General features: G+C 62.0%; 13 protein-coding genes. All 13 read right to left on the bottom strand.

Going from position 1 to position 15,909, the window contains the following annotated elements; all coding sequences use genetic code 11:
• Positions 1–27: 27 nt before the first annotated feature.
• The 13 genes from AWB79_RS03010 to AWB79_RS02950 all read right to left on the bottom strand — a co-directional run bounded on the left by AWB79_RS03010 (position 28) and on the right by AWB79_RS02950 (position 15,850).
• A complete protein-coding gene (locus AWB79_RS03010; RefSeq protein WP_061165842.1) occupies positions 28–1,164 on the bottom strand; it encodes an SLC13 family permease in 1,137 nt (378 codons plus the stop codon).
• Positions 1,165–1,174: 10 nt separating this feature from the next.
• Positions 1,175–2,080, bottom strand: coding sequence for a ParB/RepB/Spo0J family partition protein (locus AWB79_RS03005; RefSeq protein ID WP_061165841.1), 906 nt, complete (start codon positions 2,078–2,080; stop codon positions 1,175–1,177).
• 45 nt (positions 2,081–2,125) lie between these two features.
• Positions 2,126–2,905, bottom strand: coding sequence for a ParA family protein (locus AWB79_RS03000; RefSeq protein ID WP_061165840.1), 780 nt, complete (start codon positions 2,903–2,905; stop codon positions 2,126–2,128).
• 77 nt (positions 2,906–2,982) lie between these two features.
• Entirely contained in the window at positions 2,983–3,648 is a 666-nt protein-coding gene (gene rsmG, locus AWB79_RS02995; protein WP_061165839.1) for a 16S rRNA (guanine(527)-N(7))-methyltransferase RsmG, read from the bottom strand.
• Positions 3,645–5,609: a tRNA uridine-5-carboxymethylaminomethyl(34) synthesis enzyme MnmG gene (gene mnmG, locus AWB79_RS02990; protein WP_061165965.1), complete on the bottom strand. Its 1,965-nt coding sequence runs from the start codon at positions 5,607–5,609 to the stop codon at positions 3,645–3,647. Before mnmG ends, rsmG begins: the two co-directional genes overlap by 4 nt.
• A 158-nt stretch (positions 5,610–5,767) precedes the next feature.
• Positions 5,768–6,535, bottom strand: coding sequence for an ABC transporter ATP-binding protein (locus tag AWB79_RS02985; RefSeq protein ID WP_061165838.1), 768 nt, complete (start codon positions 6,533–6,535; stop codon positions 5,768–5,770).
• Positions 6,535–8,319: a branched-chain amino acid ABC transporter ATP-binding protein/permease gene (locus AWB79_RS02980; RefSeq protein ID WP_061165837.1), complete on the bottom strand. Its 1,785-nt coding sequence runs from the start codon at positions 8,317–8,319 to the stop codon at positions 6,535–6,537. Before AWB79_RS02980 ends, AWB79_RS02985 begins: the two co-directional genes overlap by 1 nt.
• Before the next feature lie 4 nt (positions 8,320–8,323).
• Positions 8,324–9,379 (bottom strand): branched-chain amino acid ABC transporter permease, encoded by a 1,056-nt coding sequence (locus tag AWB79_RS02975; RefSeq protein WP_061165836.1) that lies wholly within the window; start codon positions 9,377–9,379, stop codon positions 8,324–8,326.
• A gap of 157 nt (positions 9,380–9,536) precedes the next feature.
• The gene (locus tag AWB79_RS02970; protein WP_061165835.1) at positions 9,537–10,709 is read right to left on the bottom strand and encodes an ABC transporter substrate-binding protein; all 1,173 of its coding nucleotides are present in this window, start codon (positions 10,707–10,709) and stop codon (positions 9,537–9,539) included.
• 281 nt (positions 10,710–10,990) lie between these two features.
• Positions 10,991–12,169, bottom strand: coding sequence for an ABC transporter substrate-binding protein (locus AWB79_RS02965; RefSeq protein WP_061165834.1), 1,179 nt, complete (start codon positions 12,167–12,169; stop codon positions 10,991–10,993).
• A 511-nt stretch (positions 12,170–12,680) separates the two neighbouring features.
• The gene (locus AWB79_RS02960) at positions 12,681–13,652 is read right to left on the bottom strand and encodes a branched-chain amino acid ABC transporter permease (RefSeq protein ID WP_061165964.1); all 972 of its coding nucleotides are present in this window, start codon (positions 13,650–13,652) and stop codon (positions 12,681–12,683) included.
• On the bottom strand, positions 13,652–14,536 hold the full coding sequence (locus AWB79_RS02955) for a branched-chain amino acid ABC transporter permease (RefSeq protein WP_061165833.1): 885 nt from the start codon (positions 14,534–14,536) through the stop codon (positions 13,652–13,654). Before AWB79_RS02955 ends, AWB79_RS02960 begins: the two co-directional genes overlap by 1 nt.
• A 96-nt stretch (positions 14,537–14,632) precedes the next feature.
• A complete protein-coding gene (locus tag AWB79_RS02950; protein ID WP_061165832.1) occupies positions 14,633–15,850 on the bottom strand; it encodes an ABC transporter substrate-binding protein in 1,218 nt (405 codons plus the stop codon).
• Between the last annotated feature and the right edge of the window lie 59 nt (positions 15,851–15,909).

Below are 15,909 nucleotides of genomic sequence, written 5' to 3'. Positions count from 1 at the left end.
ACCTGCGGCCGGAGCCTTCGGTGAGTGTCAGACGAGCGCCCAACCGATGAGCGCCGCCACGATCCAGAACGGGATCGACACCATGTGAAACGGCACCCACATGCCCTTCTCGCCCGACAACCTTACAGCGATGAGATTGGCGAGCGACCCGATCGCCACGCCGAAGCCGCCCACGCTCACGCCGAAGGCGAGCGCGCGCCAGTCCTTGGAAAACTCCGCGAGAACGATCGCCGCGGGCACATTGCTAATGGCCTGCGACAGCACCGCGCCGGCCGCGTAGGCGCGCACCGGCGTGCCGATGCCCAGATGCGCGATGCCATCGTGGATCGAAGGCAACGCGGCCGCGTGGCGCAGTACGATGAACATCATCACGAAGATGAGTAGCAGCAGCCAGTCGATCTTGAAGACGACCTCGCGCCGCCATAGAAGGAAGAGAACCGCGAGCACGGCGAGGGCCGGGCCGGCATGATGCGCGTCGGCGGCGGCGACGAAGCCCGCGAACGCGAGCACGCTCACGCCGCACAGCACACGATCGACGCGATGCTCTTCGACATCGCTCGAAAGGTCGAGCGGCGCGGCGCGGAACATCGCGAAGGTCACGACGCCGAGCAGCGCCATCAGCGCGGCGCACAGGGGCAGCAACGCCCACACGAAGCCAGGAAAGCCGACGCCGCTCGTCTGCCAGAGGAACAGGTTTTGGGGATTGCCGAGCGGCGTGAGAATCGAACCTGCATTGACCGACAGCGCGATGACGATGACGAGGCGCTTGATCGGCAGCGGCGCGAGTTTGTGCAGCGATAACGTCAGCGGCACGACCGCGAACAGCGCGACATCATTGGTGAGCACCGTCGACAGACCCGCCGCCAGCGCGACGAGCAAAAGCGCGAGCGTGCGCTCGCCATGAATGTGATGCACGAGCCGATGCGCGGCCCACATTAGGAATCCTGACAATTCGATGGCTTTGGTCAGGATCAGCAAGCCGGCCAGCGTGAGCACCGTCTGCCAGTCCACGAGTCCGGGCAAGGACTTCCACGGCCGTGGATGCGCGATCTGCAATGCGATCAGCGCGACGACGAGGATCGACAGAACCGGCTCCTTGCAGACGGTTCTCCAGACACGGGCGATGAGATCGGGCCGCGTGCGCTTGATGTTAAATTCCGACAAGAGCGCGCGGTCAGGCGGCCGTGCTCGACGCGTCTTCGATGCTGCCACGCAGCTTCGTCAGAATGCCTTCTAGCGAGTCGAGATTGCCGAAGTCGATCGTGACCTTGCCGCGCCCTCTTCCGCCGAGTTTGATTTTCACATTCGCAGACAACAGGTCCGACAGTTCTTCTTCCAGACGACGCGTATCGCGGCCGCCGTCGTTCGCCACACGCGCTTTTTTCTCGGGCACCTCACGGGTCGTCGCGGCGACAAGCCGTTCGGTTTCACGCACGGACAAACGGCGATTGACCACGTGATTGGCCAGCTGAATCTGCGTTGCGGCATCGACAGCGAGCAGTGCGCGCGCATGGCCCATATCGAGGTCGCCGGCGAGCAGCATCGTTTGCACGGGCGTGGCGAGATTCAGGAGACGCAGCAGGTTCGACACCGCGCTACGCGAACGTCCGACCGACTCGGCCGCCTGTTCGTGCGTGAAGCGGAATTCGTCGAGCAGACGCTGGATGCCCTGCGCTTCTTCCAGCGGATTCAGATCTTCGCGCTGGATGTTCTCGATCAGCGCCATCGCCGCGGCGGCCTGATCTGGCACGTTTTTTACGAGAACCGGCACTTCATCGAGTCCGGCCAGACGCGCCGCGCGGAAACGCCGCTCGCCCGCGATGATTTCGTAGTGGTCGTCGCCGACCGAGCGCACGAGAATGGGCTGCATCAGACCTTGCGCGCGGATGCTCGCCGCGAGCTCCTGGAGCGCGCCCTCGTCCATGCGCGTGCGCGGCTGGTACTTGCCGGCCTGCAGCTTGTCGAGCGGCAGCACCGAGGGCGTGCCCTCGCCGCGCACGGCCTCCGTAATGTCGACGCTGCCGCCGAGCAATGCATCCAGGCCTCGGCCCAAACCCTTTTTCTTCATTACAGCGCTCATTTCGGTTCCTCCGTCGGCGTTCTCTGCCGCATCGAATGGGGTTTGTCAGTTCACGTCGAGCGCACGCACGCGCTCGATCATTTCCGTGCCGAACTGGATATAGGCTTGCGCGCCGCGCGACGACTTGTCGAACACGACGCCCGGCAGCCCGTAACTCGGCGCCTCGGCAAGGCGCACGTTGCGCGGGATCACCACGTCGAACAGCTTGCTGCCGAAGTGTTCCTTCAACTGATCCGACACTTGTTGCTGCAGCGTGATGCGCGGGTCGAACATCACGCGCAACAATCCGATGACCTTCAGATCGCGGTTGAGGTTCGCGTGAACCTGCTTGATGGTGTTCACGAGATCCGACAGACCTTCGAGCGCGAAGTATTCGCACTGCATCGGAATCACGACGCCATGCGCCGCGCACAGCGCGTTCAACGTCAGCAGGGAAAGCGCTGGGGGGCAATCGATAAGCACGAAGTCATAGTCATCGACTACTTCTTCGATGGCGCCGCGAAGAATGCGCTCGCGATTCTCCATGTCCACCAGCTCGACTTCCGCGCCCGCAAGCTCGCGATTCGCCGGCAGCACGTCATAGCCGACTGCCTCGGGACGCGTGCGCGCCTCGCTCAGCGTGACGCCATCGACCAGCACTTCGTAGACCGTGTTCTCGCAGGCAGCCTTGTCGATGCCGCTGCCCATCGTGGCGTTGCCCTGCGGGTCAAGGTCGATCAGCAATACTCGCTGACCGAGCCCCGAGAGGCTCGCCGCGAGATTGACCGCTGTCGTGGTCTTTCCAACGCCGCCCTTCTGATTTGCGACGCAGAAGATTTTTGCCATCGTTTAGTGTCCTCGTTTTCTCGCTGTCAGAAGATCAGCGTGCCTGGAATGCCGGATGGAAACCGTGCGGCGGACCGTCATTCTGGCGCGACGGCAATCTCGACGAGATGCCGCTCGGCGTCGAGCATCGGAACGCTCAGGCGCTCAATGCCCAGCACCGTGGCGCCCGCCGGCACACGCGCGGCTTCGGCTTCCGGCTTGACGCCTTTCATCGCCAGAATCCGCCCATCGACTGCAACCAGATGACGCGAAAGTGTAACGAAATCGGAGAGTTCTGCGAATGCGCGCGACACGATTACATCGAATTTTTCTGGTACTTCGATACCCGGACGTAAACTTTCGACTCGACCCGTGATAACCGCCAGGTTAACAAGTTCGAGTTGCACCTTCGCCTGCGATTGGAACGCGGTTTTCTTATGAACGATATCGTTCAAAGTGACTCGCAAATCCGGCAGCGCGATTGCCAGGACGATGCCTGGAAGGCCGCCGCCCGAGCCAACGTCGAGCGCGGTTCTCGCATTTCGCGCGGCTACTGCAGGCACGATCGCCAGCGAATCTAGAATGTGCTGAATCATCATCTGCTGCGGGTCTCGGATCGCGGTCAGGTTGTACACCGAGTTCCACTTGCCGAGCAGTGCGACGTAATCGAGCAGTTTTTGCTTCTGTGAAGACGACAGATCAAAGCCGAGTTCGGCGACGCCCTGATCGAGCGTCGTCGCCAGAGATGTATTGCGCTCCGTCATTGAACCACCGTCGTATTACCGCTCGCTGAATCGTCGCCAGCCGATCCGCGGCCGCGTCGTCCGATCCCGCGCTTCAGATGAACCATCAGCAGCGAAATTGCGGCCGGGGTGATGCCGGAGATACGCGAGGCTTGGCCGATCGTCTCCGGGCGATGCTGAATCAGCTTTTGACGCGCTTCGAAGGACAATCCGCGCACTTCGTTGTAGTCGATGCCTTCGGGCAAGCGCGTGTTTTCTTGCGCGCCGTTGCGGACGATTTCGTCGGCCTGCCGATCGATATAGCCTTGGTACTTCACCCCGATTTCGATCTGTTCCTTGATCTGCGCGAGCAAGACCGGATCATCGGCGAGTTCGGTTTCAGGACCGCAAGCGCCCTCTCGCAGCGCGCAAATTCCGTCATACGATACGCCCGGACGGCGGAGCAGATCGGCAAGGCTGTACTCGTGATCGATCGGCTTTCCGAGCAGCACTGTCGCTTCTTCCGCCGGCAGCGTCTTCGGATTGACCCACGTCGAACGAAGTCGTTGTGTTTCACGTGAAACAGCATCGCGCTTGCGGCTGAACGCGTCCCAACGGATGTCATCGACGACGCCAAGCTCGCGGCCAACCTCCGTCAGGCGCATATCCGCGTTGTCTTCGCGCAGCGACAGGCGGTATTCCGCACGGCTCGTGAACATTCGATACGGCTCGGACACGCCTCGCGTGACGAGATCGTCGACCAGAACGCCGAGATAAGCCTGATCGCGCCGCGGCGACCACGCTTCTTTCCCTTGCGTTTGAAGGCCCGCGTTGATCCCAGCCAGAAGCCCTTGTGCGGCGGCCTCTTCGTAGCCAGTCGTACCGTTGATCTGACCGGCAAAGAACAGGCCGTTGATCGCCTTCGTTTCCAAAGAGGCCTTCAGCGCGCGCGGGTCGAAGTAGTCGTATTCGATCGCGTAGCCAGGACGCAGGATATGCGCGTGCTCCAGACCGCGCATCGAGCGCACGAGATCGAGCTGTACGTCGAACGGAAGGCTGGTCGAAATGCCGTTCGGATAGAACTCGTTCGTGGTCAGCCCTTCCGGTTCCAGGAAGATCTGGTGGGCTTCCTTCGACGCGAATCGATGGATTTTGTCTTCGATGGAAGGGCAATAACGCGGCCCGACGCCTTCGATCACCCCCGTGTACATCGGTGAGCGGTCCAATCCGGAGCGAATGATGTCGTGCGTCTGAGCATTCGTATGCGTGACCCAGCACGGCAACTGACGCGGATGCTGCTCCACGCGTCCGAGGAACGAGAATACGGGAATGGGATCGAGATCGCCCGGCTGCTCTTCCAGCTTCGAAAAATCGATCGTGCGGCCGTCGATTCGCGGCGGCGTACCCGTCTTGAGGCGGCCTTGCGGCAGCTTCAGCTCCTTCAGCCGCGCGGACAGCGACACCGCTGCGGGATCTCCCGCACGGCCACCCACGTAGTTATTCAGACCCACGTGGATCTTGCCGTCGAGAAAAGTGCCCGCCGTCAGCACCACGGCGCGTGATCGGAAACGCAGTCCGACCTGCGTCACGGCACCGACAACGCGGTCGCCTTCGACCATCAGATCATCGACGGCCTGCTGAAAGAGCCACAAATTTGGCTGATTTTCGAGCCGCGAACGAATCGCCTGCTTGTACAAAAGCCGATCCGCCTGCGCGCGGGTAGCCCGGACGGCCGGGCCCTTCGACGAATTGAGAATACGGAACTGAATGCCGGATTCGTCCGTGGCCGCGGCCATTGCCCCTCCCAGCGCATCGACTTCCTTGACCAGATGACCTTTGCCGATGCCGCCGATCGATGGATTGCAGCTCATCTGACCCAGCGTCTCGATATTGTGAGTCAGAAGTAGCGTTTTACAGCCCATGCGCGCTGAAGCGAGTGCGGCCTCAGTGCCTGCGTGACCGCCGCCGACGACGATCACATCGAATTCTGTGGGATAAAGCATGGAGATCTCGTGTGCGAACGACACGAACCTGAAGAGGGAATAGCTTTGAATTATAACGGCTTCTACTTCGTCACGAATTCGCTCGATCGAACATTGGGCGAAAAAAATGGCGTGTTTCACGTGAAACACGCCACCGAACTACAGTCGAAAAGTGGGACTTAAGCGACTTTTTTCGTCAGACCAAGATAAGTCTCGATAACTTGCGGATTATGCTGAAGCGCATCCGCATTGCCTTCCAGTGCAAACTCGCCGGTCTCCAGCACATAGCCGTAATCGGAGATTTGTAGTGCCGCGCGGGCATTCTGTTCGATCAAAAGCGTGGCCACGCCAGTCTGACGCAGCGCGCTGATGATGTGGAAAATCTCCTTCACGATCAGCGGCGCAAGACCGAGGCTAGGCTCGTCGAGCATGAGAAGTTGCGGCTTGCCCATCAACGCACGGCCCACCGCGAGCATTTGCCGCTCGCCGCCCGACAGCGTACCGGCAGCCTGCTTGCGCCGCTCCTTGAGACGCGGGAACAACTCGAACACATGCTCGAGTTGATCGAGATAATTCCGCTCGCCCGCCTTCTTGCGCCGATACGCCCCGAGAACCAGATTGTCTTCCACCGCCATCGTGGCGAACAGCTCGCGCTTTTCCGGCACGAGGCACATTCCACGTGACACGCGACGTTCGATGGCGACGGCCGAAACGTCCTCGCCGAGATACCGCACCAACCCTTTTGCGTGACCCGTCTGCGGCAACGCGCCCATGATTGCGTTGAGCAGCGTCGATTTCCCTGCGCCGTTCGGCCCAATCACCGAAACAATTTGCCCTGCTCCGACCGTGAGCTTGCCGTCGTGCAACGCCTCGACCTTCCCATAACGCACGGACAAACCTTCCACCTGAAGGATTGCGTCGCCCACCGTGTTGGTTTCCTTTGTCATCACTCCACCCCGCCCAGATATGCTTCTAGGACCGCCGGATCTTTCTGGACGTCCTTCGGCAGGCCTTCGGCGATCTTCGTGCCGAACTCCATCACCACCAGCCGATCCGTGAGATTCATCACGAAGTCCATATCGTGTTCGACCAGCAGAATACTCATGCCCTCGGCGCGCAGCTTGCGCAGCAAATCCGCGAGTTGCAGCTTTTCCTGATATCGAAGCCCCGCCGCCGGTTCGTCGAGCAGTAGCAAGGTCGGATCGCAGCACAGCGCCCGCGCGATTTCCAGAATCCGCTGCTGACCCAGCGCCAGGCTCCCTGCTTCGCTATAAATATGCTTATCCAGCCCGACGCGCTCGATCTGCTTCGCCGCCTCCGACATCAACCTCGCTTCCTCGGCTGCATTCAGTCGCGCTATGCTGCGCCACACGCCGGTATTGCCGCGCAAATGCGCGCCGATCGCGACGTTCTCCAGCACCGTCATCCCCGGCAGCATCTTCACGTGCTGAAACGTCCGTCCGATGCCACGCTTCACGATGTCGCGTGACGTCAGCTTCTCGATACGTTCACCGTGAAAACTGATCGCGCCACTCGTCGCCTGAAGCACGCCGGTGACGAGATTGAACGTGGTCGATTTGCCCGCGCCATTCGGTCCGATCAACCCGATGATCTCCCCCGCCTTCACCTCGAAACTGACATCGTTGACGGCGACCAGCCCGCCGAACTGCTTGCGCGCCTTTTCGACGACCAGCAACGACTCGCCCGTCGTCGGTTTGCTGCGCTGCGGCAACGGTTCCTGATGATCCGGCACATGTGCACGCGGCCCGCGCGGAAAAATGCGCGCGACGAATGGCCACACGCCCTGACGTGCGTACTGCAGCAGCAAGACCATCACGACACCAAATACGATGATCTCGAAATTGCCATTCGCGCCGATCAGCTTCGGAAGCAAGGTCTGAAGGTAGTCCTGCAGAACGGTGAGGATCGTCGCGCCGAGAATCGCACCCCAGACATGCGACACGCCCCCAACCACGGCCATGAACAGGAACTCGATGCCGTGATTCAGACCGAACGGCGTCGGATTCACCGCGCGCTGCAAATGGGCGTACAGGAAGCCCGAAACGGCCGCCAGAACCGCGGCGTAGATGAAGATCACCACGCGCATCCACGCGGTGTTGACGCCCATTGCCTCGGCCATCGTGCCGCCGCCGCGCAGCGCCCGGATCGCGCGTCCAGGCCGGCTATTAAGCAGGTTTTGAACGGAAATCACCGCGAGCAGCACGACCACCCAGATCAGGTAGTAGATGCTGCGGCCCGATTCCAGCTCCCAGCCGAACAGACTCAGCACCGGAATGCCGTTGATGCCGTCGTACTTGCCGAGCATCTCCATGTTGCCGAACAGATAGAACAGCGACAGCCCCCACGCGATCGTCCCGAGCGGCAGAAAATGCCCGGAGAGCCGCATGGTAATCAGCCCGAGCAGCAGCGCGATGAACGCCGTCAGCACGACGCCCGCGATCAGCGCGAGCCACGGCGAGACGCCGTAGCGCGTCGTCAGAAACGCGGTCGCGTACGCGCCGACGCCGACGAACGCCGCCTGTCCGAAGCTCGTCATGCCGCCAATGCCCGTCAGCAGCACGAGCCCGATGGCGACGATCGAATACAGGCCGATGTAGTTCAGCAGCGTGATCCAGTACTCGGGCACCGCGACCGGACGCGGCAGAATCGGCAGCGCGAAGACGACGATCAGGAACAACCAGAAAAATCGATATCGATGCAGGAATTTCATGGCCTTACTCCTCGTCCTCGTCCGAATGCGGGCTGGCGAGGCTCCGCCACAGCAGCACCGGAATAATCAGCGTGAAGACGATCACCTCCTTGTACGCGCTCGCCCAGAACGACGAATACGATTCGAGCAGACCCACCAGCAGCGAGCCCGCGGCCGCCAGCGGATAGCTCACCAGACCGCCGACGATCGCCGCCACGAAACCCTTCAACCCGATCAGAAAGCCCGAGTCGTAGTAGATCGTGGTGATCGGCGCGACCAGCACGCCGCACAGCGCCCCGAGGCCTGCTGCGAGCGTGAATGCGAGGCGCCCCGCCTGCGTCGTGCCGATGCCGACGAGGCGCGCGCCCAGCCGATTCACCGACGTCGCGCGCAGCGCCTTGCCGGAGATGGAGCGGTCGAAATAGAAGTACAGCGCGACGATCAGCACGACCGCCGTGCCGACGACCCATAGGCTTTGCCCGGAAATCGACACGCTGCCGAGATTGAAGTTGGCGTCGGAGAAGGCCGTCGTGCGCGAGCCCTCCGCGCCGAACATGACGAGTCCGAGCCCGACCATCGCGAAGTGCACCGCGACCGCCACGATCAGCAGCAGCAGCGTGCTCGCCTCGGCAATCGGCTCATAGGCGAGCCGATAGACGAACGGGCCCATCGGCACGACGATCAGGAGCGTCAGCGCGATCTGCACGATCATCGGCAGGTTTTGCGCGACGATGGCCTGCGTTAGCGCCCAGATCGCGACGGGAAACAGCAGATACTTGGCCGCCAGCACCGCGATCGTTCGCCCGATCTGGTGATATCGCGACGGATGCCGCACGATGCCTGCAAGTTCAGCGACGAAACATCCGACGCCCATCGCGATCAGCAGATAACAGGTCGCGGGCAGCTTCTGCGTCTGCAGCGCGGCCAGCGTGAGCGCGCCATACGCGACGAACTCGCCCTGTGGAATGAAAATGACGCGCGTCACGGAAAACACGAGCACCAGCGCGAGCGCGAGCAACGCGTAGATCGAGCCCGTGGTGATCCCGTCCTGCGCGAGGATCGCCGCAATCGATAAGTCCATACTTCCTCTTCGGAGCTACTTTGAAACAGGCGAACCGGAAAAGCGTCCGCCGGAACATGGTCAAAGCGGCGCGCCGTTGCCGGTGCGCCGCCAGGTCATCTTGAAATTAAGAAACATCGAGAAACGAGAACGCGCGATGAGGCGCGTCCGTTGAAACTCAGTCGTTCAGCAGCTTCCACTTGCCGTCGACGATCTGCACCATCACGCGTGCGCGATTGTCGAAACCGTTGTGATCGGTCGGCGTCATGTTCATGATGCCGTGCGACACGGGCAGGTCCTTCAGGTTTTCCAGCGCGGCGCGCAGCGCTTCGCGGAATTCCGGTGTGCCCGGCTGGCCCTTCTTCAGCGCTTCGGGAATCGCGCGCTGAAGCATCTGGCCCGCATCCCACGCGTGACCGCCGAAGGTGGACAGCGAACCCGCGCCGTACGCCTTCTCATACGCGTCCTTGTACGCCGCCGACGACTTCTTCACGGGATTGCTTTCCGGCAGTTGCTCGGTCACGAGCACCGGACCGGCGGGCAGAATCTCGCCCTCGCAGTCCTTGCCGCACACGCGCAGGAAGTCGTTGTTGGCGACGCCGTGCGTCTGATACACCTTGCCCTTGTAGCCGCGCTCCTTCAGCGCCTTGGCCGGCAGCGCGGACGGCGTGCCCGCGCCCGCGATCAGCACCGCGTCCGGATTCGCGCCCATCGTCTTGAGCACCTGGCCGGTCACGGACGTGTCCGTGCGGTTATAGCGCTCGTTCGTGACGATCTTCAGCTTGTGCGCGGCCGCCGCCGTGTTGAAGACGTTGTACCAGCCGTCGCCGTAGGCATCCGCGAAGCCGATGAAACCCACCGTCTTCACGCCGTGCTTCTCCATATAGGAGGCGATGGCATCGGCCATCAGCGCGTCGTTCTGCGGCGTCTTGAAGACCCACGCCTTCTTCGCGTCCATCGGCGCGATGATCGCGGCGGATGCGGCCATCGAGATCATCGGCGTCTTGGCGGCGGCGACCGGGTCGATCATCGCGAGCGAGTTCGGCGTCACCGTGGAGCCGACGATCGCATCGACGTGATCCTCGTCGATCAGCTTGCGTGTGTTCTGCACGGCGCGGCTCGTGTCGGAACCGTCATCGAGCACGATCCATTCGACCGACTTCCCGCCGATCTCCTTCGGCAGCAGCGCGACGGTATTTTTCTCGGGAATCCCGAGCGATGCGGCCGGTCCCGTCGCCGAGAGCGTGACGCCGATCTTCACTTGCGCGAACGCCGCGCCCGCGCCTGCCAGCGCGCTGCTCGCGATGGCGAGCGCGATGCCCGTCCTGATCCATGCCTTCTTCGTTTTCATTGCTTGTCTCCAAACGCGACTTGCTCGTTTTGCCAACACGCATCGTGGATGCGCTGCTGCGAGTTGTTATCGATCCGGCTTTCTGGGCCAACCGGAAAGCCGACCCAATCTATTTACCGCGTTACTGCATGCCAAGGCTGGTTTTCCCCAACCGTTGCGCGGCTGCATACGAGGCTTCGCGCCCTCTTCTTTCGCCGCCCTTCTTGCCGCGCCGCACAGAAAAAAAGGCGCGTTATCTTGCAACGCGCCTTTGTCTCCGATTCAGTTCACATGCGATTTCGTCAGTTGCCCGAGAGCTTCCACTTGCCGCCGACGATCTCCACCATCACGCGCGCGCGCTGATCGAGTCCGGAGTGGTCGTTGGCGCTCATGTTGAAGATGCCGTGCGACGCAGGCAGATTCTTCGTCTCTTCGATAGCCGCGCGCAGCGCTTCGCGGAACGCCGGCGTGCCGGGCTGACCCTTCTTCAGCGCGATGGGAATCGCGCGTTGCAGAATGAGGCCGGCGTCCCACGCATGACCGCCGAAGGTCGAAACCGAGCCCGCGCCGTTCGCGCCTTCATACGCCTTCTTGTACGTGAGCGCGGCCTGCTTCACGGGATTGCTGTCGGGCAACTGCTCCGCGACCAGAAGCGGACCCGAGGGCAGGAACGTGCCTTCGCAATCCTTGCCGCACACACGCAGAAAGTCGTTATTGGCGACGCCGTGCGTCTGATAGATCTTGCCCTTGTAGCCGCGCTCCTTGAGCGCCTTCTGCGGCAGCGCGGCCGGCGTGCCCGCGCCCGCGATCAGCACCGCGTCCGGGTTCTGCGACATCATCTTGAGCACCTGGCCCGTAACCGATGCGTCGTTGCGCGCAAAGCGCTCGCTCGCGACGACCTTCACCTTGGCGAGATCGGCGGCTTTCGAGAATTCCTTGAACCAGCTCTCGCCGTACGCATCCGAGAAGCCGATGAACGCGACCGTCTTGATGCCGTGATTCGACATGTGCTGCGCGATCGCGGTCGCCATCAGGATGTCGTTCTGCGGCGTCTTGAAGACCCACGCGCGCTTGCTGTCCATCGGTTCGACGATGCTCGCGGCGGCGGCCATGGAGATCATCGGCGTTTGTGTTTCGGAGGCGATGTCGATCATCGCGAGAGAATTGGGCACGACGGTCGAACCGATGAGCGCATCGACGTGATCTTCGCTCGTGAGCTTGCGCGCGTTCTTGACCGCCTGCGTGGAATCCGTGGCGTCGTCGAGGACAATGTATTGCACCTTCTGCCCCGAGACTTCCTTCGGCAACAGCGCGACGGTGTTCTTTTCCGGAATGCCGAGCGACGCCGCCGGACCCGTTGCCGAGACCGTCACGCCGATTTTCACGTCCGCCAGAACGGGATTGCTGAATGCCGCCGAGAAACCGATGGAAACTGCTGCGACGGCCATTGCGACCGCCTTACCGCGTAAAGCCCACTTCATTGATTTGCGCCCCGTAAATCGTATTTCTGCGTGAAAGCTGCCTGGATTTCGCCCGCGATTTTGCGCCGCCCGAGAATGACCGACCAGCGGGTCGGGAAATGCAGTTTAGCGGACCAAAGCGCCGTGCAGCAAGCGTTTTGAAGGGTTTCCAGTGCGCGCCGCCGCATTTTGAACACACGGCTTCACACGCCTTTTTGCCTCTAATGGAAAACCCCGCCTTAAAATGCGTGGCGGGATTTATTCGTATTATCGACGGGCAAATAAAAAAGCGCTGTTGGACTCATCCAACAGCGCTTTCGGTCGGGCACTTTGTGCCTCATGTCTCCTCGTTCTCCACCTCAAAAAATCTGGGTGCAACAGAACTAGGACGCATGTTAAAGAACGCAACACTGCACGGCAACCTAGCATTTACCCTAGTGGTGCAGAAAAGCACCTCATCGGGGCGTATTTCTTGCGATACAGCGCGTATCTCGCAAAGTGCCGGTTGCTTCGCATGGCGAAGCAACTTGCGTCACCCTTGCAGCGGCCGAACCCGCGCGATGATCTCTCCGACAATCCCGCGCCGGAACGCCAGCACGCACGCGATGAAGATGAGACCGGTCACGATCGTCACCGACTCGCCGAGCGAGTTGAACCACGACACGCCCGTGACCCGCGCGATGCCGCTGCCGATATCGCCGAGCCGGTCTTCCAGCGCGACGATGATCGCCGCCCCCAGCAGCGGCCCGAACATCGTGCTCATGCCGCCGACGAGCGTCATCAGCACGACAAGGCCGGACATGGTCCAGTAGGCGTCGCCGAGCGTTTCGAAGCCGAGCACGACCGTCTTGAGCGAACCGGCCAGCCCCGCGAGCCCCGCCGACAGCACGAATGCGAGCAGCTTGTAGCGCGAGGTGTCGTAGCCGAGCGAAACCGCACGCGGCTCGTTCTCCTTGATCGCGATCAGCACCTGCCCGAACGGCGAGTGCACGATCCGCACGATCAGCGCGAAGGCGAGCACCATCACGACAAGCACGACGTAATACAGCGTGATGTCGCTGCCGAGATCGACCACGTTGAAGAGCTTGCCGCGCGGCACGCCTTGCAGACCGTCCTCGCCATGCGTGAACGGCGCCTGCAGGAACACGAAGTACACCATCTGCGCGAGCGCGAGCGTGACCATCGCGAAGTAGATGCCCTGACGGCGAATCGCCAGCAGCCCGGCGGCGAGGCCGAGCAGCGTCGCCGCCGCCGTGCCCGCTATCACGCCCAGTTCGGGCGTGAAGTTCATCGACTGGATCGCGTAGCCGGTGACGTAGCCGGCGGTCGCGAGGAACATCGCGTGACCGAACGACAGCAGCCCTGTGAAGCCGATCAACAGGTTGAACGCCGCGGCGAAGAGCGCGAAGCACAGCACCTTCATCATGAACAACGGATACACGCCGATGAACGGCGCCGCGATCAGGCCGATCAGCAACAGCGTGTAGAGCGCTTTTCTCTGCATCATTTTTCCTTGCCGAAGAGTCCTGCCGGGCGAATCATCAACACGATCGCCATGATGACGAAGACGACCGTCGCGGACGCTTCCGGATAGAACACGCGCGTGAAGCCTTCGACCACGCCGAGCAGCAGACCCGTCAGGATCGAGCCCATGATCGAGCCCATGCCGCCAATCACGACGACCGCGAACACGGTGATGATCATCGACTGGCCCATCAGCGGCGACACCTGAATGACCGGCGCGGCGAGCACGCCCGCGAACGCCGCGAGCGCGACGCCGAAGCCATAGGTAAGCGTGATCATCAGCGGCACGTTGACGCCGAATGCCTCCACGAGCTTCGGGTTCTCCGTGCCCGCGCGCAGATAGGCGCCCACGCGCGTCTTCTCGATCACGAACCACGTCGCGAAGCACACCGCCAGCGACGCGACCACGACCCACGCGCGATAGTTCGGCAGGAACATGAAGCCGAGATTGGTCGCGCCCTGCAGCAGCGACGGCACGTCATACGGCTGGCCCGACGAACCGTAGATGGAGCGGAACACGCCTTCGATCACGAGCGTGAGACCGAAGGTGAGCAACAGCCCGTAGAGATGATCGAGCTTGTAGAGCCAGCGCAGCATCGACTTTTCGATGAGCACGCCGAACACGCCGACCACGAGCGGCGCGAGCACAAGCATCGCCCAATAGGGAATGCCGAGGTAGGAGTAGCCCATCCACGCGAGCATCGCGCCCAGCATGAAGAGCGCGCCATGCGCGAAGTTGATGACGTTGAGCAAGCCGAAGATCACCGCGAGCCCGAGGCTCAGGATCGCGTAGAACGAGCCGTTGACCAGCCCGAGCAACAGCTGGCTCATCATTGCGGCGAGCGGGATGCCGAAGATTTCCATTGAACCTGCCGTCAGAAACGTGTTGACGCGGTTGCCGCGGCAAGGCGGCCCTCATGGCCGCCCGCCGCGCGAACGCGCTGAATCACTACCGAACGCTTACTTCCACAACTTGCAGCGCGACTCCGCCTTCGTGCCGAACGCCTGATCGCCGGGAATCGTCGCCTTGATCGTGTAGTAATCCCACGGCTCCTTCGACTCCGACGGCTTCTTCACTTCCATCAGGTACATGTCGTGGATCATCGCGCCGTCTTCGCGGATGTAGCCCTTCGCGTAGAAGTCGTCGATCTTCGCCTTCTTGAGCTGCTCCATGACCTTGTCGCTGTCGGTCGTGCCCGCGGCCTTCACCGCGTTCAGGTACGTCGTGACGGCGGAGTAGTCGGCTGCCTGCAGGCTGCCCGGCATCTTCTTCATCTTCGCGAAGTAGCGCTTGGCCCACGCGCGCGTCTTGTCATCCTTGTTCCAGTACCAGCTATCCGTCGCGACCAGACCTTGCGTCGTCTCCAGACCGAGCGAGTGGATGTCGGAGATGAAGATCAGCAGCGCGGCGATCTTCATCGACTTGGTGATGCCGAATTCCTTCGCGGCCTTGATCGAGTTGATCGTGTCGCCGCCCGCGTTCGCGAGGCCCAGCACTTGCGCCTTCGAGGCTTGCGCCTGTAACAGGAACGACGAGAAGTCCGATGCCGACAGCGGATGACGCACCTCGCCCAGCACCTGGCCGCCGTTCGCCTTCACGACGTCTGCCGTGTTCTTTTCCAGCGCCTTGCCGAACGCGTAGTCGGCCGTCAGGAAGTACCAGGTCTTGCCGCCCTGCTTGGTCACCGCGGAACCGGTGCCTTTCGCGAGCGCCATCGTGTCGTAGGCGTAGTGGACCGTATAGGGCGAACATTGCTCGTTGGTCAGGTTGTCCGCGCCCGCGCCGATGTTGATGTACGGCGTCTTCTTCTCAGCCGCGACCTGCGCGCTGGAGAGGGCCGTGGCCGAGTTCGTGCCGCCGATGATCGCGTTCACGCCGTCGCGGTCGATCCATTCACGCACGCGCGAGGCCGCGATATCGGCCTTGTTCTGGTGATCCGCGTAGACGACTTCGATGTTCTTGCCGTTCACCTTGCCGCCGAAGTCCGCGACCGCCATGCGGATCGCTTCGAGGCCGCCTTGCCCGTCGATATCGGCGTAGAGGCCCGACATGTCGGTGACGAAGCCGATCTTCACGGTGTTGCTGTCGGCGGCGTGGGCGCTGCTCATCACCGCCACACTCGCCGCCGCAGCCGCAAAGCACAGAGTAGAGAGGCGCGCGAGGGTCTTCTTTTTCATTCCAGTCTCCATGAGTTTTGATTTGATGCGGTATTACTGGTGTTGCCCTTCTCAACCTG

Origin of the sequence: Caballeronia hypogeia, assembly GCF_001544875.2 — a bacterium.
GTDB lineage: Bacteria > Pseudomonadota > Gammaproteobacteria > Burkholderiales > Burkholderiaceae > Caballeronia > Caballeronia hypogeia.
This window is presented reverse-complemented; position numbering and strand designations above follow the sequence as displayed.